Source organism: Natronoarchaeum rubrum, from assembly GCF_024494695.1.
The window spans coordinates 739,041-764,391 of the sequence record NZ_JANHDP010000001.1; the positions used below are offsets into that span (position 1 = coordinate 739,041).

Sequence of the window (25,351 nt, forward strand, 5' to 3'; positions counted from 1 at the left end):
ATGCGATCTGACACCCTCGGACCAGCGGTCGCGGCCGGCCTCTGTATCGGCGCCCTCGGGCTCGGAGCGGCGACGCTGCCGAACGCCGTCGTCGTCGAATCGAACCCGATGGCGACGCCGGGCGGGGGGATCGACGTCCCGTGGTCGACGACCGCGGCGACCGTCGCCGTCGCGCTCCTGTTCGCGCTGCTCGTGGGTGCGGTGTACGCGATCAACGGCGGCGGGATCGGCGATCAGCGGTGGGCGCTCAAGGGGATTCCGGTGCTGCTGGGCATCCTGCTGCTGATCATCGTCGTGAATCACCTGTGGCTCACCGCGCTCCAGCCGCCCGACGGGTTCCCGATGCCGACCGGCAACGAGTCCGGCGGTGGCGGCGGTTCGTCCGGCGGTGGCGTCGGTGGCGGCGGTGGCGGCCTCGGCGAGCCGGTGGGACGCGGAAACATGTTCGTCACCATCGCGCTGCTCGGCGCGCTGCTGGTCGGAGCGATCGCCATCTTCGGCGCGGAGTACATCCCCGGTCGAGATGACGACGACGACACGACGCGCGCCGAAGTCGCGGCGGAGGTGCGCGACGACGAGTCGATCGGCGCCGCGGCGGGACGCGCCGCCGACCGGATCGAAGGAGCCGAGGACGGCGCCGAGAACGAGGTGTACCGCGCCTGGCGCGAGATGGCCGAGAGCGTCGACGTCGCCGATCCCCGGACGAGCACGCCCGCGGAGTTCGCCGCCGCTGCCGTCGACGCCGGACTCGATCGCGATCGGGTCGAGGAACTCACCGAACTGTTCGAGGCGGTGCGCTACGGCGACCGGCCGGTCACCGACGAGCGCGAGCGGCGGGCGGTCGAAGCGCTTCGCGGGATCGAGCGCGCCCACGGGGGTGACGAGCAGTGACCGCGACGAGCCGCGTGCTCACCGGCGTCGGCGTCCTCCTCGCGGTCGCCGGGCTGACCGTCTTCCTCGTCCCGTCGCTCGGCGGGGCGGCCGCCGCCGGCCGGTTCTACGTCGGCGCCGTCGGCGCGCTCGCGGTGCTCCAGGGCGGCCGGTACGCCCGCGACGCCTGGCGGTCGCCGCTCGTCGGCGCCGACACCGGCGATCCGGAACTCGTCTCGGGCGTCCCGACGCCGGGCGACGACTTCGACGAGGCGCTGGCGGCGACGTTCGAGGTCCACTCGCTGGAGGGCCGCAAGGAGGTCGAAGCTCGCCTCGATCCGGTCGCGCGAGCCGTCCTGGAACGGCGCCGCGACCTGTCGGCGGCCGAGGCCGAGCGCCGGCTCGACGCCGGCGACTGGACGGACGACCCGGTCGCCGCCGCCTTCTTCAGCGACGCCGCCGGCGACCGGATCCCGTTCCTGACGCGACTGCGGATCCGCTGGGGCGGGAAGTCGTCCTACGGCGTCCGCGCGGAGCGGGCGGCGGCCGAACTCGAACGGATCTGGAGGGCCGAATCGTGACCGACGACCCCGGATCGGACGCCGGCGCCGAACGTACGGACGGCGACTCCCACCGCACGGACGGCGACTCCCACCGCACGGACGGCGGCGCGGCGATCGTCGAAGAAGCGGACGACCCGACAGCGGCGTCGACGACGACGGACGACGCCGATGCCGGGACGAGCGTCGACGACGCCGACGTGGAACGAGTCGATGCCGGCGGAGAAGCCGATGACGACGCCGGGGCGGACCGACGGATCGCGTCGATCGAGGATCGGTTCACCGGCCGATGGAACGGCATCGACGCCGCGGCGCTGCTGGCGATCGGCGTCGGCGCGCTCGCCCAGTCGCCCGCGGCGTTCCTCGTCGGCGCGGTCGGCGTCGCCTACGCGGCGTACGCCCACATGGCCAGGCCACCGGAGGTCGAGCTGCGGATCGAACGCGCGTTCGGCGACGACCGACCCGATCCGGGCGAAGCGGTCGACGTGACCGTCCGCATCACGAACGAGGGCGCGGCGATCCCGGACCTGCGGATCGTCGACGGCGTCCCGCCGCAACTCCACGTCGTCGAGGGGGCGCCGCGGCTCGCGACGGAGCTGGGGGCCGGCGAAACCGTCGAGCTAAACTACTCCATCAGCGCCGAGCGCGGACGCCACGGCTTCGAGCTGGTGCGAGCGATCGCACGCGGATACAGCGGCGCCGTCGAGCGCGACGCGCGCGTCCGGTCGACGACCGACGACGAGGTGTACTGCACGCCCGGCGGGCTGCCGCCGTCGACCGATCTCTCGCTGCAGTCGCTGACGACGCCGTACGCCGGGCGCGTCGAGACAGACATCGGCGGCGACGGCGCCGAGTTCTACGCGACCCGAGAGTACCAGCGGGGCGACCCGCTCTCCAGAGTGGACTGGAACCGGAAGGCCCGAACCGGCGAGCTCTCGACCGTCGAGTTCCGCGAGGAGCGGGCGGCGTCGGTCGTCCTGCTGATCGACGTGCGCGCCGAGGCGTGGCTGCGGCCCGACGACGCCTCGTCCAGCGCCGTCGAGCGCTCCGTCGAGGGTGCGATGCAGGTGTTTTCCTCGCTGATCGACGGCGGCGATCGGGTCGGCGTCGCGGTCGTCGGCGCGACCGACCCGTGGCTTCCGCCGGGCAGCGGCGAGGACCACCGCGCGAGGGCGCGCAACCTGTTCGTCGAGCATCCCCTGTTGACCGCCGACTCTGCCGACGATCTCGTCCAGCGGCCGATCAGCGTGACGGCGCTGCGCCGACAGCTGCCCAGCCACTCGCAGGTGATCCTGTTCTCGCCGCTCTGTGACGACGACGTCATCGAGCAGGCGAAGCTGCTGGACGCCGGCGGCCACCTCGTCACCGCGATCAGTCCCGACCCCACCGCGACGGCGACCTCCGGGCAGACGGTCGCCCACGTCGAGCGCGCGCTCCGGCTCTCGGAGCTGCGCCGGGCCGGCCCCCGCGTCGCCGACTGGCAGTGGGACGAGTCGCTCGCTGCGGCGATTTCGCGGGCCGGCGAGAGGTGGTCGGCGTGACGGGCGTCGATCGGTCGCCCACCCGAACGAGCGGGCGAGTCGCCGTCCTCGCGGGCGTCGCAGCGACCGTCGCGCTGGCGACCGGCTCGCTCCCCGCGCTCGCGCTCGGCGCACCGGGCGTCGCCGTCCTCGCGGTCGGCGTCCGGCGGGGCGATCGTTCCGTCGTCTCGGTCGGGGGTTTCGGCCTGTTCCTGGCGGCGCTGCTGGCGGGCGTCGCCGGAGCGCCGGTCCCGACGACGCTCGTCGGCGCCGCGCTGGCGGTGCTCGCGTGGGACGCCGGCACCGGGGCGATCGAACTCGGCGAACAGGTGGGGCGAAACGCCGCGACGCGGGACGCCGAGTTCGCACATCTCTCGGGGACCGTCACGGTCGCCGCGGTCGCCGGCGGGCTGGCCTACGGAACGTACGCGGCGACCGCTGGCGGGCGCCCGATGACCGCGCTCATCCTGCTGACGTTCGGCGCCGTGGCGCTGGCTTCGGGGCTCCACCTGATGCCGGTCTCGGACGCCGACAGTTGAGCCGTCGTCCGGCGGCTGCGAACGCTTTCTGACGCCGTTGAGCGGTCGCCATCGACCGGATACCGAGCCGCTCGGCAGCGGCGCCGCCCCCGCTGGTTATAAACTGCGGTCACGTACCAACCGACGAGGTACCACCGTCGCCGGCTCGACCGACACGATATCGACAAGCTTTATAAGAGAAAGTATGCTGGTAAATAGGGTTTGGGGACACACTTATACGTCGTGACTCCCGTACATAGTACACGCCCCGGTGGCCGCCCGCCGGACCCCGCACCCGAGCCCGTTCGCGTCGTATCGTGTCGTCGTTCGCCGCCGAAGCCGTCGTCTCGCGGAGAGGTTTGGGGAACGACACCACATGACAGACCAACGCGACCCTCGCCCTCGCGGCGCCGCGCGGACGATGCCTTCCGCCAGCGGCGCCTTCGTCCCGCCGGCGCACCGCGTCTTCGTCGCGCCGGACGGTTGCGTCCGTCGAGCGTCGGCCACGTCGCGGCGTGGCGTCGGCACGCTTCGAACGCCGCCCTGCGAGACGATCTCTCGCGGACGACCGCCCCTGCGGGGCCCTACGGTGGAACTCGGCCGCCAGTGATACAATGTCAGGAGATACAGAGACCCTCGACGAACTGAGCCAGGAGTACAGGCAGTCGATGCCCGAAGACCTCCGGGAGACCAAGTCCTTCGAGTGGTACTTAGACGAGGTCTACGCGGACCCGAAGATTGCCCGGAACGCCCACCAGCGGGTGGCGGATATGTTCGACCACTACGGTACCGAGTACGACGAGGAGACCGGCGTCGTCGAGTACCGCCTGGCCTCGGAGGATCCGCTCCACGACGGCGAGAACCGATTCTTCGGTCGCGTCGTCCACGAGTCGATCCACGAGTTCGTCAACAAGGTCAAAAGCGGCGCCAGGCGGCTCGGCCCCGAGCGCCGCATCAAGCTCCTGCTCGGACCGGTCGGGTCGGGCAAGTCCCACTTCGACAAGCAGGTCCGCAAGTACTTCGAGGACTACACGCTGCGGGACGAGGGCCGGATGTACACGTTCCGGTGGACGAACCTCTGTAGCGTGATCGACGATCAGGACCCCGCCGACGACACGGTCCGGTCGCCGATGAACCAGGATCCGCTCGTCTTGCTCCCACAGGAGCAACGGGAGTCGGTGATCGAAGGGATCAACGAGCGCCTCGACGCGCCGTACACGATCCGTAACGAGCAGTCGCTCGATCCGGAAAGCGAGTTCTACATGGACCGGCTGCTCGCGCACTACGAGGACGACCTCAAGGAGGTGCTGGCGAACCACGTCGAAATCGTCCGCCTGACCGCCGACGAGAACAAGCGCCAGGCCCTGGAGACGTTCGAGCCCAAGGACAAGAAGAACCAGGACGAGACCGAACTGACCGGCGACGTCAACTACAGCAAGATCGCCGTCTACGGCGAGTCCGACCCGCGCGCGTTCGACTACTCGGGCGCGTTCTGTAACGCCAATCGCGGCGTGTTCTCCGGCGAGGAGCTGCTGAAGCTCCAGCGGGAGTTCCTCTACGACTTCCTGCACGCCACCCAGGAGCAGACGATCAAGCCCAAGTCCAACCCGCGGATCGACATCGACCAGGTGATCGTCGGGCGGACGAACATGCCCGAGTACAAGGACAAGAAGGGCGACGAGAAGATGGAAGCGTTCAACGACCGCACCAAGCGGATCGACTTCCCGTACGTCCTCAGCTACGAGAACGAGGCCGACATCTACGACAAGATGCTGGGCAACGCCGACGTGCCCGACATCCACGTCGAACCCCACACCCTGGAGATGGCGGGACTGTTCGGCGTCCTGACGCGGATCGAGGAGCCCGACACCGAGCTCGTGGATCTCCTCCAGAAAGCCAAGGCGTACAACGGCGAGGTCGACGAGGCCGACGACATCGACATCAAGAAGCTCCGCGACGAGGCCGAATCCAAGGCCGAGATCGGCGAGGGGATGGACGGCATCTCGCCCCGGTTCATCGGCGACGAGATCGCCGAGGCGATCATGGATTCGAAGCACCGCTCGCGCGGGTTCCTCTCGCCGCTGACGGTGTTCAACTTCTTCGAGGAGAACCTCGAACACCACGGCTCGATCCCCGAGGAGAACTTCGATCGGTACTACCGCTACCTGGAAACCGTCCGCGAGGAGTACCGCGAGCGCGCCATCGAGGATGTCCGTCACGCGCTGGCCTACGACGTCGACGAGATCCAGCGCCAGGGCGAGAAGTACATGGACCACGTGATGGCCTACATCGACGACGACACCGTCGAGGACGAGCTCACCGGCCGCGAGCAGGAGCCAGACGAGACGTTCCTGCGCTCGGTCGAGGAGAAGTTGGAGATCCCCGAGGACCGCAAGGACGACTTCCGCCAGGAAGTCTCGAACTGGGTGTCGCGCAGAGCGCGAGAGGGCGAAGCGTTCAACCCGCAGGACAACGAGCGCCTGCGTCGCGCCCTCGAGCGGAAGCTCTGGGAGGACAAGAAGCACAACATCAACTTCAGCGCCCTGGTGAGCGCAAACGAGTTCGACGACGACGAGCGCAACCAGTGGATCGACGCGCTGATCGAGCAGGGGTACAGCGAGGACGGCGCGCGGGAGGTGCTAGAGTTCGCCGGCGCTGAGGTCGCCAAATCGGAGCTGGAGGAATAATGAGTCGAGGCGACGAGTACGTCACCGCGGCCGACCGCGCGCTGGAGGGCGCCTACGAGGAGCCGATGAGCCTCGGGGAGTACGTCGACCAGGTGTTCGAGAACCCGAAGATCGCCTCCCACGCCAGCAAGTACCTGCTGGAGGCGATCGAGGCCGCCGGCACCCGGACGGTCGTCGAGGAGGGCGAGGAGGCGGAGCGCTACCGCTTTTTCGACGATCCGCACAACGACGGCGAGCATGCCATCCTCGGCAACACCGAGGTGCTCAACGCGTTCGTCGACGACCTCCGGACGATCGCGGCCGAGCGCGGGAAAAACGAGAAGATCATCTGGTTCGACGGCCCGACCGCGACCGGCAAATCCGAGCTCAAGCGCTGCCTGATCAACGGCCTCCGGGAGTACTCGAAAACGCCGGAAGGACGCCGCTACACGGTCGAGTGGAACGTCGAGGGCGCCGTCGAGAGCCGCGGGCTCAGCTACGGCGACCAGGCCGTCGAGGACGAGGACGACTGGTACGAGAGCCCGGTGCAGGTCCACCCGCTGTCGGTGTTCCCCGACGACGTCCGCGAGGAACTACTCGCCGAGCTCAACGAGTCGACCGAGGACCACATCGACCTCCACGTCGACCAGCGTCTCGATCCGTTCTCGCGGGAGGCCTACGAGTACCTCGAAGAGCAGTACCGCCGCAACGGCGCCGAGGAGCTGTTCGCGACGATCACCGATCCCCAGCACCTGCGGGTGAAGAACTACGTCGTCGGCGTCGGACAGGGAATCGGCGTGCTCCACTCCGAGGACGAGGGGCATCCCAAGCAGCGGCTCGTCGGCTCGTGGATGCAGGGAATGCTCCAAGAACTGGACTCGCGCGGGCGGAAGAACCCGCAGGCGTTCAGCTACGACGGCGTGCTCTCGCAGGGCAACGGATTGCTTACCATCGTCGAGGATGCCGCCCAGCACGCCGATCTGCTCCAGAAACTGCTGAACGTGCCCGACGAGGGCACCGTGAAGCTCGACAAGGGGATCGGGATGGACATCGACACGCAGATGCTGATCATCTCGAACCCCGATCTCGACGCCCAGCTCAACCAGCACGCCGACCGCAACGGGACGGACCCGCTGAAGGCCCTGAAGCGGCGGCTCGACAAGCACGAGTTCACCTACCTCACCAACCACTCGCTGGAGGCCGAGCTGATCCGGCGCGAGCTGACCGGCGAGAACGAGGTCTGGGAGGCCCGCGAGTACGAGGAGCTCGCGGAGAAGATCCGCGAGTCGATCTCGCTGCGGGTGCGCGACGCCGACGGCGAGATCACCGACCGCGAGCTGGCGCCACACGCCGTCGAGGCCGCCGCGATGTACGCCGTCGTCACGCGACTCGACGACGGTGACCTGCCAGCGGGCGTCGACCTGGTCGACAAGGCGATCCTGTTCGATCGGGGATACCTGCAGGACGGCGACGAGCGCATCGAGAAAGACGAGTTCGAGTTCGAGGACGAAACGAGCGGCGAGCACGGCATCCCGGTGACCTACACGCGGGACGAGCTGGCGAGCCTGCTCCAGACCGAGCGGGATCGCCACCACACAGAGCTGCCGGTTCAGGACGTCGTGATGCCCCGCGACGTGCTCAACGCGATGGCCGAAGATCTCGACGACGCGCCGGTGTTCTCGGCGGGCGAGCGCACCGAGTTCGAGAACCGCGTCGTGCCGGTGAAGAACTACGTGTTCCAGCAGCAGGAAGACGACGTTCTGGAGGCGATGATGCGGGACAAGCGCGTCGAGACCTCGACCGTCGAGGAGTACATCCAGCACGTGTACGCCTGGGCGACCGACGAGCGCATCACCAACGATCGGGGCGAGCGCGTCGAGCCGGACCCGCTGAAGATGAAGGTGTTCGAGATCGAGCACATGGGCCGGTTCTCCGAGGACAACTACGCGGGCGACGAGCCCGGTCCCGCGGTCCGGGAGTTCCGCACCGAGAAGATCATCACGGCGCTGAACCGACACGCGTGGGAGCGCCGTGACGAGGACTTCTCGGTGAGCGACGTCGACCTGACCGAGATTCCGATCATCCGCTCGCTGCTGGAGAGCTACGACTGGGACGACGTCGCGCGCATCCACGAGGACTTCGACCCGCGCCAGTGGGACGACCCGCCGGCCGACACCGAGACCGCGACCGTGAAGGAACGGACGATCGAGAACATGACGGATCTGTTCGACTACAGCGAGGCGTCGGCTGAACTGACGAGTCGCCACGTGGTCGGACAGATCGCCTACAAGTGGGATTAGCATGGGACTGCAAGACGACCTCGAACGATTCAGGGAAGTCGGGGAAAAGCGCCGCGAGGATCTGGCCGACTTTATCCAGTACGGCGATCTCGGATCGAGCGGGAAGGACGACGTTCGGATCCCGATCAAGATCGTCGACCTCCCCGAGTTCGAGTACGACCAGCGCGACCAGGGCGGCGTCGGACAGGGCGACGCCGACGTCGGCGACCCGGTCGGCCAGCCACAGCCCCAGCCGGGCGACGGCGACGAGGAGGGCGATCCCGGCGAGGAGGGCGCCGAGCACGAGTACTACGAGATGGACCCCGAGGAGTTCGCCCAGGAGCTGGACGAGGAACTCGGGCTCGAACTCGATCCGAAGGGCAAGAAGGTGATCGAGGAGAAGGAAGGCCCCTTCACCGATCTGACGCGGACCGGCCCCGACTCGACGCTCGACTTCGAGCGCATGTTCAAGGAAGGGCTCAAGCGCAAGCTCGCGATGGACTTCGACGAGGAGTTCCTCCGCGAGGTGCTCAAGATCGACGGGTGGGGCCCCGATCGGGCCTTCGAGTGGGCGCGCGGCGAGAACGTCCCCGTCTCGAAGGCGTGGATCGACGACGCGTACGACGACGTCCCCCGGGACGAGCGGACGACGTGGTCGAGCATCGACGAGTTAGAGGACAACGTCGACCGCGAGCCCGTCCAGCAGAAGATCCGCTGGGAGGGGATCAAGCAGGTCCCGTTCCGCCGCGAAGACGAGCGGTATCGGCATCCGGAGATCATCGAGGAGCGCGAGAAGAACGTCGTCGTGTTCAACATCCGCGACGTCTCGGGGTCGATGCGCCAGAACAAGCGCGAACTCGTCGAGCGCGTGTTCACGCCGCTGGATTGGTACCTGCAGGGCAAGTACGACAACGCCGAGTTCGTCTACATCGCCCACGACGCCGAGGCCTGGGAGGTAGAACGCGACGAGTTCTTCGGCATCCGCTCGGGCGGCGGGACGAAAATCTCCTCGGCGTACGAGCTGGCCGCCGAACTGCTGGAGGAGTACCCCTGGAACGAGTGGAACCGCTACGTGTTCGCGGCGGGCGACAGCGAGAACTCCTCGAACGACACCGAGCAGCGCGTCGTTCCGCTGATGGAGCAGATCCCCGCGAACCTCCACGCGTACGTGGAGACCCAGCCCAGCGGCAACGCGATCAACGCGACCCACGCCGAGGAGGTCGAGAGCCACTTCGGCGACGGCGACGACGTTGCGGTGGCGTACGTCTCCAGCGAGGACGACGTGACCGACGCCATCTACGAGATCCTCTCGACCGAGGAGGAGGCAGAACAGTGAGCACCCAGGTGAACCCATGAGTTTCGACCGCTACGAGGCCAAGCGCGAGGCATCGAAATTGCAGGAACCCGTCGACGAGGCGCGGCTGCTCGCCGAGAAGCTCGGGCTGGCGCCGTACCCGGTCAACTACTGGATCGTCGACTACGACGAGATGAACGAGCTGATCGCCTACGGCGGGTTCCAGCACCGCTACCCCCACTGGCGCTGGGGGATGCAGTACGACAAACAACAGAAGCAAGGCCAGTACGGCGGCGGGAAAGCGTTCGAGATCGTCAACAACGACAACCCCTCGCACGCCTTCCTGCAGGAGTCCAACGAGCTCGCCGACCAGAAAGCCGTCATCACGCACGTCGAGGCCCACGCCGACTTCTTCGCGAACAACGAGTGGTTCGGCATGTTCACCGACGCGCGGGGCGACGACGAGGTAGACGCCGCCGCGATGTTAGAGCGCCACGGCCGGTCGATCCGCGAGTACATGGCCGACCCGGACGTCGAGCAGGCCGAAGTCGAGCGCTGGATCGACAACGTGCTCACACTGGAGGACACGATCGACCAGCACCAGACGTTCTCGGCGTCGCACCTGCTGGGCGGGCCCGACGCCGACGACGAGGAGCTCGACGACGACCTCGCCGAGAAGCTCTCCGAACTGGATCTGAGCGACGAGGTGCTCGAAGAAGTGTTCGACGAGGAGTGGGTCGAGGACCAGGAGGGCGACGGCGCGGCCGCATCCTTCCCCGAGACGCCCGAAAAGGACGTCATCGCGTTCCTCCGGGAACACGGCAAGCGGTACGACGAGGAGGCCGGCAAGGCCGTCGAGTTCGAGCCCTGGCAGCGCGACATCATGGAGATGCTGCGCGCGGAGTCGTACTACTTCGCCGCCCAGAAGATGACGAAGGTGATGAACGAGGGGTGGGCCGCCTACTGGGAGTCGATGATGATGGGCGAGGAGGCCTTTGCGGGCGCCGACGAGTTCCTCAGCTACGCCGACCACCAGGCGCGCGTGCTCGGCTCGCCCGGGCTGAACCCCTACAAGCTCGGCAAGGAGCTCTGGGAGTACGTCGAGAACACGACGAACCGCCGCGAGGTGCTCGACAAGCTACTGCGCGTCGAGGGAATCTCGTGGCGCAACGTCGCCGACACGGTCGACTTCGACGACATCTTGGAGCAACTGGAGCCCCCGGACGCGCTCGATTCGATCACGAGCGACACGCTGGACGCCGTCGCCGAGTTGCCGGACGAGTACGTCGACCGCGAGGCGCTCCAGCGAGCGCGCGACGGCGAGATCGACGTGGACAAGTACCCCTGGAAGGTGCTGACCTACGAGGGGCTCGCACACCGGCACTACTCGCTGACCAAGCGCCAGAACCGCGGCTTCCTCAAGCGCGTCGGTCAGTCGGAACTCGAACGGATCGGGCGGTACCTGTTCGACGACGCGGTGTACGAGAGCGTCGACGAGGCGCTCGACGACATCGACCACGCGCGGGGCTGGGACCGGATGCGCGAGATCCGCGAGAGCCACAACGACGTGACTTTCCTCGACGAGTTCCTCACCCAGGAGTTCGTCGACGAGAATGAGTACTTCACCTACGAGTACTCTCAGGCCGCCGGGCAGAACCGCGTCGCCAGCACCGACTACGAGGACGTCAAGAAGAAGCTCCTGCTGCAGTTCACTAACTTCGGGAAGCCGACGATCGTCGTGCAGGACGGCAACTACAACAACCGCAACGAGTTGCTGCTGGCGCACCGGTACAACGGCGTCATGCTCGACATCGAGCAGGCCCAGCGCACGCTCGAACGCGTCTTCGACCTCTGGGGGCGCCCGGTGAACCTGATGACGATCGTCAAGACCGTCGACGAGCACGACATCGAGGTCGCCAAGCGCCGGAACCGCGAGCCAGAGCCCGAGGAGCAAGGCCTGCTGATCCGCTACGACGGGTCGACCTTCGAGGAGCGCGAACTCCCCTGGGAAGAGGTCGAGGATATCGCCGCCAGCGACGTCGACTACGACACCAAGCCCGACGACTGGCTGGCCTGACCCGGCACCTTCCGGCGCTCCGGCGGAATCGCCCCGACGCGTCTTTTTGATCGCGGTTCGACCATTCACGCATGGCTACGACGAGTTCATTCGATGTCTCGACCGACGAGCGCACCGACACCGTCGACGTGACCGATCACGTCGCGGCGTCGATCCCCGACGACGTCGAAACCGGGATCTGCACCGTGTTCGTCCAGCACACCACCGCGGGGATCAGCGTCAACGAGAACGAGTCGCGGCTTCGCGACGACACGGAGGGTTTCTTCGAGGAGCTCGTCCCTGACGAGGGCCACCGCCACGACCAGCTCGACGGGAACGCCGACTCGCACCTGCGCGCGACGCTGGTCGGCGCGAGCGAGTCGATCCCGGTCGAGGACGGCGACCTAGCGCTCGGGCGCTGGCAGTCGATACTCCTGCTGGAGTTCGACGGTCCGCGATCGCGGGAGGTGACGGTGACCGTCGTCGGCGAGTGAGCATCGGCGTCCGGCGCCGACGCTGCCGACGGGACGCTTCGTGACCCCGACTCGACGCCAACACGCCTCCGTGTGACGCCGACGCGTCCTCGCGCGACGCCGCCAGCGAGCCCGGCGCGATGAGGCGCTGGAGGGTGTCGCTGCCGGCTGTCGTGAGCAAGACCGGCGCGGCTCCGGCATCGAATCGGAGCCACGCGGTCAGCCCCAGAAGGCCCGCGACGAGAATGAGACGATCGTCGCGCAGCAACGTGGTGGGCCGGGTGCGATCGCGGTGCGGCGTCACGTCGACACGGTGAGGATGACCGACGCGTTCCAGCTGACGACGGTCAGGCCGATCAGACACAGGCCGGCGGGGATGGCGGCGGCGTACGGCGCGGGCAGGCGCCAGGCGACGAGCGCGAACGCCGCCATCGTCACCGCCTTCCAGAGCGTCAGCAGGAGAGCAACGCCGAGAAATCCGGGTGCAAGTTCGATCAGCGCCGCGGGGATGGGGTTGCTCTCGCTGGCGCCGAGCTGCAGTCCAACCAGCGTCGAGGCGAGATCGCCGACGCCGTAGACGGCGATCGCCAGCCCCCACAGCGAGCCGACGCTGGCGAGCCAGCGCGACGGCGAGGCGTCGACGCCGCCGAGCAACACGTCGCTGCCCGGCGTCACGGCTCTCGCACCTCCGAACGCGGTATTCGAACCTCGTGATACGCTCGACGCCGTCGACGATCCCCCCAGATCATTGTTGAGCGACGGCCTCCGCGAGAGCGGCGGCCGGTACGCTCGGCTGACGGGAGATGGCCTGATTGATATATTTACCATACCGTTGCGAAGCGAGCGGTTACCGGGACGGTATCAGGACGCGTTCGAGGATCAGGGAAACGAGATCTCCCTCGATCAGCGTCGTTTGCGGCCGACAAGCGCCGTCTCGGCCGGTAGGACCCGCCTACGCTTCGCGAACGCCGGCGACGGTGCGGTAACGGTCCGGCACGACGCCGCTCCGGTCGGTGACGACGCCGTCGACGCCGAGGCGACACAGCGCTCGGACGACCAGCGGGTCGTCGACCGTCCAGACGTTGACGCCGAGGCCGAGCTCGCGAGCGCGGGCGACCAGCGGCGAGTAGAAACACAGCGTGAATCGCGGATGGACGAACTGGCAGTCGAGTTCCACGGCGGTCGTCACCGGACGATCGCGGAGCCGGTCGGCGAGATACGCCGTCGGGATCGACGCCGAGTAGGCCCGAGTCTCCCGCAGCGCCTGCTCGGAGAACGACGAGACGATCGCCCGGTTCGCGACCGCGTCGAGGGCGGCGACCGCGTCGGCCGCGATCCCCGACGCCTTGAGTTCGGCGTTGACCGCGACACCCTGTGGAACAGCCGCGAGCGCGTCGTCGAGCGTCGGGATCGACTCGCCCGACCCGAGCACGTCGAGCGCGCGCAGTTCAGACAGCGACAGCTCCGAGACTTGGCCCGTCCCGTCGGTGAGCCGATCCACCTCGGCGTCGTGGAGCACGACGAGCTCTCCCGACCCGCACCGTCGGATGTCGATCTCGACGGCGTCGGCGCGCCGGCCGGCCCGCCGGAGCGCGGCGATCGTGTTCTCGGGCGCCTCGGCGGCGTAGCCGCGGTGGGCGATCTCCATCCGGCGACCCCTTCGGCTGGCACTCACCTAAATGTCTCCCGGGAGGACGACTGTCGTCTCCCGAGAGTCGCGATCTATTCGTCGGCCGACGGCGGTGGTTCGACGTCGAAATCGTCGCCCAGCAGGTCGTTGATGTCCGTAACCTCCGGATCGGAGGGTTCAGCGCCGTCATCTGCAGGCTCGGTCTCATCGAAGGCGTCGGACTCCGAGACGTGCTCAGAATCCTCGACTGGAACGAGGTCGGTACCGGGCGGATCGAACGTGTACGCGACGTCGCCGTCGAGGACGGCGAACAGTCCAGTCGATGGGTCCTCGACCACGCGCCGGTCGCTGTCGATGGCGACGTCGACCAGCCCTTCGAGCGATTCGGTCTCGACTGTCGTTCGCCCGCCCAGATCGTCGGGCAACCGCCCGACGGTGATCCAGTCGTCGAACTCTTCGCGCTCCCGACGGACAGCGCGGCGACGGCGTCGCTGCGGGTCGATGCCGAGACGACCGGTGTGGTGCGCCCACCCCAGACCAACCAGCCCCGCGATCGCACCGAGAGCCAGTGCGGGCCCGCCCAGCGACCGGAGCGGGCCGTACTCGGCCGGAACTGTCCGCTGATGAGTCACGTCGTCCGACCAACTCCCGCCCTCGGACGTGACGTCGTAGGTACCGCCGTCCGTCGTGATCGTCAGCACGTCTTCGCGGTTGCGATCGACGGTCTCGTCGGCGACGGTCACGGTCGCGTCAGTCACCGCGACGACCCGGATCGATGGTTCTCCTGCCGCAGCGCCGAGGTCGGTCTCGATCCGTCGGATGCGGTCGCGGACTCGCGAGACGTTGACGGTCGCAGTCACGTTTTGGCGTTCGCCCGGCGCCAGCGCGCCGGACGACGTTCGATCGAGACGCTCGGTCGTCTCCCAGAGCACGTCGTCTCCGTCGGTCGATCGGACGACGAGCGACAGGTTCGTCCGCACCGCAGCCGGTTTCGTCGCCCGATGACGGTACGCGTACTCGACGTTCAGCTCCGGACTGGCGCGCGTGAAGTACGTCGACCGATCGTCCAGTTCGGTTCCGTTCGCGAACACCTCGGTGTCGCGCTGGACCGTCGCGGCGTGGTCGAACCGACCGGCGTCGGACCACGTTCCGACGACCTCGCTCTCGGTCTGTTCGCCGGGAGAGACGTGGGGCGCATACGTGACGCCGGCCCCCAGCGCCGCAAGCAGCAGCAACCCGGCAACGACGAGTGGAAGCTGGGTCGCAGCGAACTCCCGTGCTCTGTGTGTGATCCCACCCGGCGTGTCGTCGACCGTTTTCGACGGCTGCTCCGGCGTGTCAGTCGTGCCTGTCATCGTCGAGAGATCGTTCGGCTAGCGTTCGAAGTCCGTGTTCGGATCGATCCAGTCCCTAGTGCTATTCGTAGCGCGCCGGCCGTCCCTCCCGCGAGTGCGGACGCAACTGTCAGGACAGCTAGCCACGGATGCACCGAGTGGGCCGCCAACACGACGGACCGCGGAAGGACGGCGACGTACTGGTATCTGGAAAGCGACCTGACGTAGTACCCGGTCTCGGACGGTGCGGTGATGCTCAGCGTCGCTGCGGCAGCGTCCCGAGACCCGACCCGCTGGTGCCGCGGAGCGATATCCACGCCTGGGCTTGTGGGTTCAGTGACGGCGTACACGGGGAGGACGCCTCTGTTCCGGACTGTGACTGATCGATCGCGAGTTTCGCCGGTCGGAATGACGTTCGCGGCCTCGGAGTTCGTCTCGGCGCTCACGATGCCGTACTCCTGCGTCCCGCCGGCGACCAGCATGCTGCCGGCAGCGGCGAGGAACACGACCGCCGCTACGGCGACCACGACGGTACGCCCGTCGTAAACGCCGGTACGCGAACGGTCCCGATCGCGGCTGCGCCCGGGTTCCTCATCCTTCAGCGACCCGGCGACGAGCGATAGGACGCCGACGCCGAACAGCAGCAACGTTAACCAGTGAGTGTGCTGTACTGCGCGTATCCCGGTCAGTCCGGTCACTCGCGTCTGTACCGCGCCAACGCCGTCGTTCAACGCTTCGACCCCCGTTCCAAGATTCGGGATGACGACGGGATTGCCGTCAACCTGCCATGCCGTTGCGACGACCTGTCCGTCTGTGACGTACGGTTCGGTCCCGTCCTGATCAGTGAACGGGTTCCCGTCGCCCTTCGTGACGTATCCTTGGTCCGTGACCTCGACGACGCGATGGGTTGTGAGACCGCCGCCGTGGAGCTTCTGGGCCCGAAAAACGATAATATCTCCCTCCTCGACGGGACCGGCGACTTCGGCGGGAATCGAAACGTACCCGTCACCGGGCGCTAACGTCGGCTCCATGCTGTCGGTCTCGACGTAGGACAGCAGAACGGGCTGGCCGAGCAGACTGCCAACGACGAGCGTCGCCGACAGCATCAGCACCGCCCCACCGACGACCGTTTTGACGCGCGAGCTACCGATCATACGTGCGGACCGTGGCAGTCATCTATTTGAGGAGACCACGGCCCAGCCCGATATTTTCTCATCTATAGTATTGTTAATTACTATATCTATTTAAAATTCTTGGATTAGTGTACTTAAAAAATCGCGCCTCGTACCGACCGACCCCGCGTCACACCGTGGCCGCGGCGCCGATCGTGAGCGCGACCTGGTACTCGTCGTTCCGAACATCCACGCCGTGCGTGTCGACTTCGAGCCCGCACGCGAGTGACTCCCCGACGCCGATCGACTCCGATGGAGCTGATTCCGTCAGCACCGCTCCGCTTTCGACGTCGAACACCGAGACCGACGGAACGTCGTTCTGGACCGTCTGGGCGCCGTACACTGCGACCGGCTGTGTGCCGTGGTTCGTGACGGTGAACAGTCCACCGCCCTCGGAGTCTGCTGCGTCGCCGGCGAACCGGTAGGTCGAGTCTGTGCCGAGTCCCGTCGGGGTTGTTCCCGCGTAATCGCCGTCGTCGTCGCCCGGAAGCTCGAACTCGACGGTCCCACCGTCGATCTCGGAGCGCTCGCCGGCGCCGACTTCCTCGAGTTTCAAGACGGCGTCGTAATCCTCTTCGACGTCGACGTTGACCGTCCGATCCGCCTCGACGCTCGTGAACGCCCCGCTGCCCGCCGCGAGCCCGAGGCTAGTCGCGACGCCGCCGAGACCGACGACGAACGATCGTCGCCTCATAGGCCGCCCCTCGTCCGTACAGTCATCGGTGAACGAGCGAGGTTACAGTTCGTCCTCGGTCTTCGCCACGAGCGTGATCGTCCCGTCGTAGTTGGACGGATCGAAGTCGTCGCGGACGATGAACCCGACCTCTGCCATCGTGTCGCCGGGGCCGAGCTTGAGGTTGTCCGAGGGATCGGACGTGTCCACGTTGCCCGCAGGTGCGTTGAGACTCCAGTCGTCCTGATCGCCGTTCGGGGTCGCGTCAGCAAAGATGCTGAGGCTCCCCTCAGTGAGCTCGCCGGAGGACGGTTCCTCCGCCCAGACGTAGACGTCCTGGGTGCCGTTGTTCGTGATGTCGAACACGTCGCGCACGATCGTCTCCGCGTTGTCGTTGACGGCGTCGAGACTGACCGACAGTTCGCCGCCGTTGACTTCGGCGTACGCCGCGTTCGGTCCGTCGCTCTCCGACAGGGCCAGGAAAGCCCCGCTGTCATCGGCAACCGTGACCGACACACCGCGATCAGCCTCGACGCTGGTGAACGCGCCGGTGCCCATTGCAGCCGCCCCGCCAGCGGCGACCGTTCCGATTCCGAACAGGAATTTGCGTCGTTCCATTGTTGGTAGTCCTCCGAGCGCGTGACCGTCCGAACCGCGAATCGTCCGTCGACCGGGTTCGCCGGTGCGCTCTATCCACTCCAACGGATCATACCCTCTTTTGTATACACTCCCAGGCTGTGGGAAAATAGGGCCTGGGAACTCACGTGGGAAGGTCTGAACGGTTCCAGGCGACCACTGTATTGTGTTCAGGAATGAGTTGAACGTATACAAAGCCACCCTGCGTTCTATTCATACAGAGATGGTATATAGTACAACCGTAAAACATAGCGTAAATTTATATGCAGTCGAGCGATAGTCTTGTGCGAGGCTGAGTCGCGTCGCGCTGGAGGGGCGGAAAATACGCACGAGACACAACGCATGAAAGGACCTGACGTACCGGCGGCAGTGGGCCTGTGGTCCTCGCCGGAGCCGGCGCTTCCGCGAGGGGAGATATTCGAAGTGTTGAGCAACGGGCGACGACGACAGGTGTTGCACTACCTGAAGCGACAGGAGGACAGGCAGCGAATCGAACTCCGAGAACTCGTCGACCACGTCGCAGCGTGGGAGAACGACGTCTCGGTCGACGAGGTCGACGCGGACGAACGCAAGCGAGTCTACACAGCACTCAGGCAGTCGCATCTACCCAAGATGGACGAGGCGGGCGTGATCGAGTACGACAACATGCGCGGCGAAGTCCTGCTGACTGATCGCGCCCGCGAAGCGCAGTTGTACCTGGAGTACGTCCCCAGCGAGGACATCCCGTGGAGCCACTGTTACCTCGGGGTTACGGGCGTCTGCAGCGCGCTCGTCGGGCTGGTCGGATTGGATGTCGGGCCGTTCGGTGGCTTGCCCTGGATCGCGCTCTGCGTGCTGATCGTCGCGACGTTCGGGGTGACGTCGGCGGCCCACGCGCTTCAGTCCTCGCGCAACCGACTCGGTAGCGACGAGTTCGCGCTTTCGGACAGATGACCCGGCTCACCTGGATCGGCGCGATCTGCACGCTTCTGGCTGCGGCGACGCTCGTCGGCGCAACGGGCGGGTTCGGCGCCGCCAGCGCGGATCGAGAGTTGATCGTCGACGTCGCCGACGGCGACAGCGCCGATCTTGGCGTCGACGTGCGCGCGACATCGAAGTACGGTTGCGGCGCCGCCGTGACGGTGACGAATAGATTTCCCGCGACGATCGAGTCGGTGACCGTCGAGGGAAGCCATCACAGACTGAATGATGGATTTCCCCACGAGAGCGCCACCATCGACGGGCTCGCTCCGGGCGAAGCCGAAACCGTCACCATCTCTCTCGACAAGTTCGCCGGGGCCGCGGAAGTGACGATCGACGCCGACGGCGAAGACGTCTCGGTCGAACTCGTTCGGGACGTCGACGCGTCCGGGGCATCCCCGTGCGAGAAACCCGGGAAAGGAGGGAAACGAAATCGAGGCCCCGGTCACGGCGCGTAGGAGCCACAGATTCAACTTCCGGGCCGACGCGAGTACCAGTATGTCCGTCAGTTTCGACTTCGGGGACAGAGTTGCGGTCGTCACCGGCGCCTGCGGGGCGCTGGGTAGCGCAGTCGTCGAACGGTTCCGCGACGCGGGTGCGACCGTCGCCGCGGTCGACGTGATCGAGCCCGATAACGAGGACGCGCTGCTCGACCCCGACGACGGGACCGAGTTCTACCGGATCGACCTGACCGACGAGGCATCGGTCGAGGATGGCATCGCCGAGATCGCCGACGACCACGGCCGGATCGACTACCTCGCGAACGTCGCGGGCACCTGGCGCGGCGGCCAGCCGATCGAGGAGACGCCGGTCGATGAGTTCGACATGCTGTTCGACGTCAACCTCAAGAGCGCCTTTCTGGCGAGCAAGCACGTGCTCTCCGAACTGCGCGACGCCGAGGGCGCCATCGTCAGCATCAGTTCCCGCTCGTCGCTGTCGGGCGGCGAGGGCGACGGTCCCTACCGCGCCTCGAAGGCGGGCGTGCGGCTGCTGACCGAGACGCTGGCCGAGGAGAACAAGGGCGACGTTCGAGCCAACGCCGTCATGCCGAGCGTGATCGACACGCCGGCGAACCGCGAGATGATGCCAGACGCCGATCACGATGCGTGGGTCGATCCGATCGACATCGCGGGCGTCGTTGTCTTCCTCTGTAGCGACGGCGCCAGTCCGACCAGCGGCGCCGCCGTGCCGGTGTACGGAGAAGCTTAAAAGCGAGTAAGTCCCGGCGGGCTACAGTTCGGACAGCCAACTGGCGAAGTCTTCGGTCAGGAAGGTGTAGTACTCGAGGACGCCGAGAACGACGACCACCGCCAGCACGACCAGCACCGGGATCCGAAGCAGCCAGAGCCAGGTTGTATCCAGACTTCGCGGGTTACCGATTCCGTTTTTCAGTTCGTCGGCACCGACGTCAGGAATCACCCAGCCGACGAACGCCGAGAGGATCAGCGCACCCAGCACCAGCAGGATGCCGTTGACGAACTTGTCGAATACGTCGACGAAGATGATGTCGAGCGCGCTCGGGATGCCGAGCAGGAAGATCGCGCCGGTCAGCAGCGCCGTCGCGCGGAACCGATCGTAGCCGTGGTCGTCGACCAGATAGGAGACGACGACCTCCAAGATGCTGATCGAACTCGACAGGGCCGCGATGGCGACCGTCGCGAAGAAGACCGCACCGAGGATGCCGCCGAGCGGAATCTCGGCGAACGCCGCGGCGAGCACGACGAAGATCGCGCCAGCGCCCGGGTCGCCGGGAGCGACTCCAGGGGCAGAAAAGATGATCGGGAACACGATCAGTCCCGTCACGAACGCAACCAACGTGTCGAGGCTGATGATCATGATTCCGTCCTCGACGAGGTTCCGATCCTCACCGAGGTAGGACGCGTACGTGATCATGACGCCCATCCCGATCGAGAGGGTAAAGAACGCCTGCCCGGCCGCGGCGGGAAGGATCGACTGCCAATTGTTTGCGATCACCGACAGATCCGGCGAGAGGTAGTACGAGTACGCCGCCGACGCGCCATCGAGAGTGAACGCGTAGGCGGCGAGACCGATCACCAGAACGATGATCGCCGGGACCATCACCTTGACAGCGAGTTCGATCCCCTGCCGGATACCGAGCCCGACGATGGCCAGCACCGATAGCATGAACACCGCGTGCAGTGCGAGAGCGTCGAGGCCACTGGCCATCGACCCGAACTGAGCCTCGGCCGTTGCGAGATCGGCCGCATAGCCGCCGGCGAGCCCTTCGTAGGTGTACCGGAGCGTCCACCCGGCGACGACGCTGTAGTACGACAGAATGACGAACGCGGTGAACAGGAACATGTAGCCGACGTACTCCCACGTCCGCCCGCCCAGATCACGTAACGCCCCCGCAGGGTTGAGCTTCGTGCGCCGACCGACGACGAATTCAGCGAGCATCGCCGGGAAACCGATGGCGATCACGAACAGCAGATAGACGAGGACGAACGCCGCACCGCCGTTCTCGCCCACCTGGAACGGAAATCGCCAGATGTTACCTAGTCCCACTGCACTCCCAACCGCGGCGAGGATGAACCCCGCTCTCGTCGCCCATGTTTCTCGTTCGGACATACAATCCAGACTCCACAGGCGACGTTTATAAAAATGGTGTATGAAAATGGACATATCTGACAAGAAAACGGCACGAATGGTGTTAAGGGGCCGCTACCCGATAATCAGATGTGTTGGAAATTCTGTCAGTTTCTCAGTATGAATGACAGAGACAACAACACGATCTGCGGACCGGCCATCGTTCGAGGCAGCTACACGACAGAAATTTTTTGCCTGTGCTGGTTGACAATCGCGGTATGGAGACAAACGGGAGGTCACCAGCATGACGATGGAAGACCGTATCGAGGAGTTGCGCGACCTCCGAGAAGACGCCGAGGCGGGCGGCGGGGAGGCCCGAATCGAGCGTCAACACGAGAAGGGCAAGATGACCGCCCGCGAGCGCATCGAGTACTTCCTCGACGACGGCACGTTCAACGAGTTCGACCAGCTCCGGACCCACGGCAACCACAACTTCGGGATGGAGGAAAAGCAGATCCTCACCGACGGCGTCGTGACGGGCTACGGCGAGGTCGACGGGCGCAAGGTGTTCGTGTTCGCCCACGACTTCACCGTGTTCGGGGGCTCGCTGGGGGAGGTGTTCGCCGAGAAGATCTGCAAGGTGATGGACACCGCGATCGAGGTCGGCTGCCCGATCATCGGCCTCAACGACTCGGCGGGCGCGCGCATTCAGGAGGGGGTCAACAGCCTCGCCGGGTTCGCCGACATCTTCCACCGCAACCAGAAGGCCAGCGGCGTCGTGCCCCAGATCTCCGGGATCATGGGGCCCTGTGCCGGCGGCGCGGTGTACTCGCCGTCGATCACCGACTTCGTGTTCATGGTCGAGGACACCAGCCACATGTACATCACCGGCCCCGGCGTCACCGAGACGGTCACCGGCGAGTCGGTGACCCACGAAGAGCTGGGCGGGGCGTCGACCCACAGTTCGACGACCGGCGTCGCGCAGTTCGCGGTGCCCGACGACGAGACCGCGCTCGACCAGATCCGACAGCTGCTGTCGTATCTCCCGCAGAACAACGTCGAGGACCCGCCCCGCGTCGAACCGTGGGACGATCCCGACCGCAAGGACGAGCGGCTGGAGGAGATCGTCCCGCCGAGCCCGCAGAAGCCCTACGACATGGTCGACGTGATCGACTCGGTGATGGACGAGGGCTCCTTCTTCGAGGTCAACGAGAACTTCGCCAAGAACATCGTCGTCGGCTTCTCCCGGCTCGACGGTCACGCCGTCGGGATCGTCGCCAACCAGCCCCGCGTGAACGCCGGGACGCTCACCGTCGACTCCTCGATGAAGGCCTCGCGGTTCGTGCGCTTTTGCGATTCGTTCAATATCCCGATCGTCACGTTCGTCGACGTGCCCGGCTACATGCCCGGCACCGATCAGGAGCACCGCGGGATCATCCGCCACGGCGCCAAGCTGCTGTACGCCTACTCGGAGGCGACGGTGCCCCTGATGACGGTGATCACGCGCAAGGCCTACGGCGGGGCGTACTGCGTGATGGCCTCGAAACACCTCGGCGCCGACGTCAACTACGCCTGGCCGACCGCCGAGATCGCAGTGATGGGACCGCAGGGCGCGGTCAACCTGCTGTACGACGACGAACTGGAGGCCGCCGACGATACCGAGGCGCTTCGTCAGGAACTGATCGACGAGTACCGCGACGAGTTCGCCAACCCATACACGGCGGCCGACCGTGGCTACCTCGACGACGTGATCGAGCCAACCGAGACGCGCCCGCGGCTCATCGACGACCTCGAGATGCTCCGCTCGAAGCGAGAGGACCAGCCCGACAAGAAACACGGTAACATCCCCCTGTGATGGCAGGGAGCTCAGACACACCGACCGCGACCGATCCCGAGGACGTCGCGGCGCCGGTCGGCGAGATTCTGCCCGCCGACGCCGCGATCGACCTGCCGGACGACGCCACGGACGCCGAAGCGGCGGCCATCGCGGCGGCCATCGGCGCGCACCTCCGGGATCGGGAACTCGCCGCGGCGCGCGCGGCGGCGGGCGAGGAGACCTGGGACGGGAAGCGCTGGTCCTTTGCCGGCCGGACCGAAGCCACGCAGGACCGGAGCGACCGGGTGCCGCTGGACGCGCCGACCGACGCGTGGACGGCCGCCGGCCGGACGGACCGGTTCTGACGCCGTCCCGGCCGCTACCAGACTCGATCCTGTCGCCGTCTAGCGATCTGTCGCAATCGGCGGCGCGCTCACAGGGCGAGGGTGCCTGAACCGGTAAAGTAACGTACGTGGTCGCTGATGCTTCAGTCAAGAATGTTCCGGAAGGTTCTGGTCGCGAACCGCGGCGAGATCGCGGTGCGCGTGATGCGAGCGTGTGAGGAGCTCAACGTCGGGACGGTCGCCATCTACAGCGACGCCGACAAGGACTCCGGGCACGTTCGGTACGCCGACGAGGCGTACAACGTCGGCCCCGCGAAGGCCAGCGAGTCGTACCTGGACCACGAGGCGGTCATCGAGGCCGCGCGCAAGGCCAACGCGGACGCGATCCACCCCGGCTACGGCTTCCTCGCGGAGAACGCCGAGTTCGCGAGCAAGGTCGAGGACACCGAGATCACCTGGATCGGCCCCGCCAGCGACGCGATGGAGTCGCTCGGCGAGAAGACGAAGGCCCGGAAGATCATGCAGTCGGCCGACGTTCCGATCGTTCCGGGGACGACCGATCCCGTCACCGACCCCGAGCAGGTCCGAGAGTTCGGCGACGAGCACGGCTACCCCGTCGCGATCAAGGCCGAAGGCGGGGGCGGCGGCCGCGGGATGAAGATCGTCGAGTCGCCCGAGGAAGCCGAAGACCAGCTTCAGAGCGCCAAGCGCGAGGGCGAGGCGTACTTCGACAACGATTCCGTGTATCTGGAGCGATTCCTGGAGAACCCGCGTCACATCGAGGTGCAGATCGTCGCCGATCAGGAGGGCAACGTCCGGCACCTCGGCGAGCGCGACTGCTCGCTCCAGCGGCGCCACCAGAAGGTTATCGAGGAGGGGCCGAGTCCGGCGCTGTCCGACGAACTACGCGAGCAGATCGGCGAATCGGCACGCAGAGGAGTCAAAGAGGCCGAGTACACGAACGCCGGCACTGTCGAGTTCCTCGTCGAGGAAGACGAGAATCGGGCCGACGGCGAGCTGCTCGGCCCGGATACGAACTTCTACTTCCTCGAGGTGAACACCCGGATCCAGGTCGAACACACCGTCACCGAGGAGATCACGGGGATCGACATCGTCAAGTGGCAGATCCGGATCGCGGCCGGGCAGGAACTCGGCTTCGAGCAGGACGACGTCGAGATCGACGGCCACGCGATGGAGTTCCGGATCAACGCCGAGAACGCCGCCGACGAGTTCGCCCCCGCGACGGGCGGGAAGCTCAACACGTACGACCCGCCGGGCGGGATCGGCGTCCGCCTCGACGACGCCTTACGCCAGGGCGACGAGATCGTCACCGACTACGACTCGATGATCGCGAAGCTCGTCGTCTACGGGAGCGACCGGGACGAGTGCATCGCGCGCAGCCTGCGGGCGCTCCGCGAGTACGAGATCGACGGCGTCGTGACGATCGTCCCGTTCCACCGGCTGATGCTCTCCGACGAGACGTTCGTCCAGGGCAAACACACCACGAAGTACCTCGACGAGGAGATCGACCGGAGCCGGATCGCCGAGGCCCAACAGCAGTGGGGCACCGAGACCGAGGCCGACGGCGAGGACGAAGACGTCGTCGAGCGAGAGTTCACCGTCGAGGTCAACGGCAAGCGCTTCGAGGTCGACCTCGAAGAGCGCGGTGCGGCCCCGATCACCGCAGAAGCCGGCGGCGCATCGGCGTCACGCCCGGCCAGCGCCGGCCCGGACGAGGGCAGCGGTGGGACGGAGATCACCGGCGAGGGCGAGACCGTCACCGCCGAGATGCAGGGGACGATTCTCGAAGTCAACGTCGACGAGGGCGACGAAGTCGCCGCCGGCGACGTGATCTGCGTGCTCGAGGCGATGAAGATGGAGAACGACGTCGTCGCCGAGTCCGGCGGCACCGTCACGCAAGTCGCCGTCTCGGAGGGTGAGAGCGTCGACATGGGTGACGTGCTGGTCGTGCTGGACTGATCGCCGCCGAAGTCCGCCCCGAC

General features: G+C 66.7%; 22 protein-coding genes. 15 read left to right on the forward strand and 7 right to left on the reverse strand.

Translation table 11 applies throughout. The features are described 5' to 3' along the window. From NO931_RS03865 to NO931_RS03905, 9 genes are all read left to right on the forward strand, one after another. Complete coding sequence (locus tag NO931_RS03865) at positions 1-891, forward strand: DUF4129 domain-containing protein (RefSeq protein WP_256391305.1); 891 nt, start codon at positions 1-3, stop codon at positions 889-891. After that, positions 888-1,451 (forward strand): DUF7269 family protein, encoded by a 564-nt coding sequence (locus NO931_RS03870; RefSeq protein WP_256391306.1) that lies wholly within the window; start codon positions 888-890, stop codon positions 1,449-1,451. The genes NO931_RS03865 and NO931_RS03870 overlap by 4 nt, the downstream gene beginning before the upstream one ends. Further along, positions 1,448-2,971 carry a DUF58 domain-containing protein gene (locus NO931_RS03875; protein WP_256391307.1) on the forward strand — a complete coding sequence of 508 codons (1,524 nt, stop codon included), beginning with the start codon at positions 1,448-1,450 and terminating at the stop codon, positions 2,969-2,971. The genes NO931_RS03870 and NO931_RS03875 overlap by 4 nt, the downstream gene beginning before the upstream one ends. Further along, positions 2,968-3,489, forward strand: coding sequence for a DUF7519 family protein (locus tag NO931_RS03880; protein ID WP_256391308.1), 522 nt, complete (start codon positions 2,968-2,970; stop codon positions 3,487-3,489). Before NO931_RS03875 ends, NO931_RS03880 begins: the two co-directional genes overlap by 4 nt. Positions 3,490-4,082: 593 nt before the next feature. Continuing rightward, complete coding sequence (locus NO931_RS03885; protein ID WP_256391309.1) at positions 4,083-6,155, forward strand: PrkA family serine protein kinase; 2,073 nt, start codon at positions 4,083-4,085, stop codon at positions 6,153-6,155. Then, positions 6,155-8,434, forward strand: coding sequence for a PrkA family serine protein kinase (locus tag NO931_RS03890; protein WP_256391310.1), 2,280 nt, complete (start codon positions 6,155-6,157; stop codon positions 8,432-8,434). The genes NO931_RS03885 and NO931_RS03890 overlap by 1 nt, the downstream gene beginning before the upstream one ends. Position 8,435: 1 nt before the next feature. Beyond that, positions 8,436-9,749 carry a YeaH/YhbH family protein gene (locus NO931_RS03895; protein WP_256391311.1) on the forward strand — a complete coding sequence of 438 codons (1,314 nt, stop codon included), beginning with the start codon at positions 8,436-8,438 and terminating at the stop codon, positions 9,747-9,749. 16 nt (positions 9,750-9,765) lie between these two features. After that, positions 9,766-11,784: a SpoVR family protein gene (locus NO931_RS03900; RefSeq protein WP_256391312.1), complete on the forward strand. Its 2,019-nt coding sequence runs from the start codon at positions 9,766-9,768 to the stop codon at positions 11,782-11,784. A gap of 71 nt (positions 11,785-11,855) precedes the next feature. Next, positions 11,856-12,257, forward strand: a complete 402-nt coding sequence (locus tag NO931_RS03905; RefSeq protein ID WP_256391313.1) for a secondary thiamine-phosphate synthase enzyme YjbQ — start codon at positions 11,856-11,858, stop codon at positions 12,255-12,257. A 279-nt stretch (positions 12,258-12,536) separates the two neighbouring features. Here the strand turns inward: NO931_RS03905 and NO931_RS03910 are convergent, their stop codons facing one another. From NO931_RS03910 to NO931_RS03935, 6 genes are all read right to left on the reverse strand, one after another. Further along, entirely contained in the window at positions 12,537-12,911 is a 375-nt protein-coding gene (locus NO931_RS03910) for a DUF5658 family protein (RefSeq protein ID WP_256391314.1), read from the reverse strand. A 277-nt stretch (positions 12,912-13,188) separates the two neighbouring features. Beyond that, on the reverse strand, positions 13,189-13,911 hold the full coding sequence (locus NO931_RS03915) for a glycerophosphodiester phosphodiesterase (RefSeq protein ID WP_256391315.1): 723 nt from the start codon (positions 13,909-13,911) through the stop codon (positions 13,189-13,191). 47 nt (positions 13,912-13,958) lie between these two features. Next, positions 13,959-15,221 carry a DUF5305 domain-containing protein gene (locus NO931_RS03920; RefSeq protein ID WP_256391316.1) on the reverse strand — a complete coding sequence of 421 codons (1,263 nt, stop codon included), beginning with the start codon at positions 15,219-15,221 and terminating at the stop codon, positions 13,959-13,961. Next, on the reverse strand, positions 15,218-16,354 hold the full coding sequence (locus NO931_RS03925; RefSeq protein ID WP_256391317.1) for a S24/S26 family peptidase: 1,137 nt from the start codon (positions 16,352-16,354) through the stop codon (positions 15,218-15,220). Before NO931_RS03925 ends, NO931_RS03920 begins: the two co-directional genes overlap by 4 nt. Before the next feature lie 148 nt (positions 16,355-16,502). Further along, the gene (locus tag NO931_RS03930; RefSeq protein WP_256391318.1) at positions 16,503-17,066 is read right to left on the reverse strand and encodes a hypothetical protein; all 564 of its coding nucleotides are present in this window, start codon (positions 17,064-17,066) and stop codon (positions 16,503-16,505) included. Between the two features lie 42 nt (positions 17,067-17,108). After that, positions 17,109-17,663, reverse strand: a complete 555-nt coding sequence (locus tag NO931_RS03935) for a hypothetical protein (protein WP_256391319.1) — start codon at positions 17,661-17,663, stop codon at positions 17,109-17,111. A 441-nt stretch (positions 17,664-18,104) separates the two neighbouring features. Between NO931_RS03935 and NO931_RS03940 the strand changes: the two genes are divergently transcribed. The 3 genes from NO931_RS03940 to NO931_RS03950 are packed head-to-tail and all read left to right on the forward strand — an operon-like array spanning position 18,105 to position 19,850. Then, positions 18,105-18,614 (forward strand): DUF7344 domain-containing protein, encoded by a 510-nt coding sequence (locus NO931_RS03940; RefSeq protein ID WP_375142030.1) that lies wholly within the window; start codon positions 18,105-18,107, stop codon positions 18,612-18,614. Further along, on the forward strand, positions 18,611-19,099 hold the full coding sequence (locus NO931_RS03945; RefSeq protein ID WP_256391321.1) for a hypothetical protein: 489 nt from the start codon (positions 18,611-18,613) through the stop codon (positions 19,097-19,099). Before NO931_RS03940 ends, NO931_RS03945 begins: the two co-directional genes overlap by 4 nt. 40 nt (positions 19,100-19,139) lie before the next feature. Continuing rightward, entirely contained in the window at positions 19,140-19,850 is a 711-nt protein-coding gene (locus NO931_RS03950; protein ID WP_256391322.1) for an SDR family oxidoreductase, read from the forward strand. A gap of 21 nt (positions 19,851-19,871) precedes the next feature. Here the strand turns inward: NO931_RS03950 and NO931_RS03955 are convergent, their stop codons facing one another. After that, a complete protein-coding gene (locus tag NO931_RS03955; RefSeq protein WP_256391323.1) occupies positions 19,872-21,230 on the reverse strand; it encodes a sodium-dependent transporter in 1,359 nt (452 codons plus the stop codon). 268 nt (positions 21,231-21,498) lie between these two features. Here NO931_RS03955 and NO931_RS03960 point away from each other — a divergent pair, with 268 nt between their 5' ends. The 3 genes from NO931_RS03960 (at position 21,499) to NO931_RS03970 (ending at position 25,328) form a co-directional block, all read left to right on the forward strand. Further along, a complete protein-coding gene (locus NO931_RS03960; protein WP_375142031.1) occupies positions 21,499-23,043 on the forward strand; it encodes an acyl-CoA carboxylase subunit beta in 1,545 nt (514 codons plus the stop codon). Next, complete coding sequence (locus NO931_RS03965; protein ID WP_310737311.1) at positions 23,043-23,369, forward strand: DUF8022 family protein; 327 nt, start codon at positions 23,043-23,045, stop codon at positions 23,367-23,369. The genes NO931_RS03960 and NO931_RS03965 overlap by 1 nt, the downstream gene beginning before the upstream one ends. Positions 23,370-23,501: 132 nt before the next feature. Then, the gene (locus tag NO931_RS03970; RefSeq protein ID WP_256391392.1) at positions 23,502-25,328 is read left to right on the forward strand and encodes an acetyl-CoA carboxylase biotin carboxylase subunit; all 1,827 of its coding nucleotides are present in this window, start codon (positions 23,502-23,504) and stop codon (positions 25,326-25,328) included. The last annotated feature ends 23 nt before the right edge of the window (positions 25,329-25,351 follow it).

Coding starts and splice junctions, on each gene's coding strand:
- NO931_RS03950 (WP_256391322.1), top strand. CDS start 19,140: ATGTCCGTCAGTTTCGACTTCGGGGACAGAGTTGCGGTCGTCACCGGC.
- NO931_RS03970 (WP_256391392.1), top strand. CDS start 23,502: ATGTTCCGGAAGGTTCTGGTCGCGAACCGCGGCGAGATCGCGGTGCGC.
- NO931_RS03930 (WP_256391318.1), bottom strand. CDS start 17,066: ATGAGGCGACGATCGTTCGTCGTCGGTCTCGGCGGCGTCGCGACTAGC.
- NO931_RS03890 (WP_256391310.1), top strand. CDS start 6,155: ATGAGTCGAGGCGACGAGTACGTCACCGCGGCCGACCGCGCGCTGGAG.
- NO931_RS03895 (WP_256391311.1), top strand. CDS start 8,436: ATGGGACTGCAAGACGACCTCGAACGATTCAGGGAAGTCGGGGAAAAG.
- NO931_RS03925 (WP_256391317.1), bottom strand. CDS start 16,354: ATGATCGGTAGCTCGCGCGTCAAAACGGTCGTCGGTGGGGCGGTGCTG.
- NO931_RS03920 (WP_256391316.1), bottom strand. CDS start 15,221: ATGACAGGCACGACTGACACGCCGGAGCAGCCGTCGAAAACGGTCGAC.
- NO931_RS03965 (WP_310737311.1), top strand. CDS start 23,043: ATGGCAGGGAGCTCAGACACACCGACCGCGACCGATCCCGAGGACGTC.
- NO931_RS03955 (WP_256391323.1), bottom strand. CDS start 21,230: ATGTCCGAACGAGAAACATGGGCGACGAGAGCGGGGTTCATCCTCGCC.
- NO931_RS03945 (WP_256391321.1), top strand. CDS start 18,611: ATGACCCGGCTCACCTGGATCGGCGCGATCTGCACGCTTCTGGCTGCG.
- NO931_RS03960 (WP_375142031.1), top strand. CDS start 21,499: ATGGAAGACCGTATCGAGGAGTTGCGCGACCTCCGAGAAGACGCCGAG.
- NO931_RS03905 (WP_256391313.1), top strand. CDS start 11,856: ATGGCTACGACGAGTTCATTCGATGTCTCGACCGACGAGCGCACCGAC.
- NO931_RS03885 (WP_256391309.1), top strand. CDS start 4,083: ATGTCAGGAGATACAGAGACCCTCGACGAACTGAGCCAGGAGTACAGG.
- NO931_RS03865 (WP_256391305.1), top strand. CDS start 1: ATGCGATCTGACACCCTCGGACCAGCGGTCGCGGCCGGCCTCTGTATC.
- NO931_RS03935 (WP_256391319.1), bottom strand. CDS start 17,663: ATGGAACGACGCAAATTCCTGTTCGGAATCGGAACGGTCGCCGCTGGC.
- NO931_RS03900 (WP_256391312.1), top strand. CDS start 9,766: ATGAGTTTCGACCGCTACGAGGCCAAGCGCGAGGCATCGAAATTGCAG.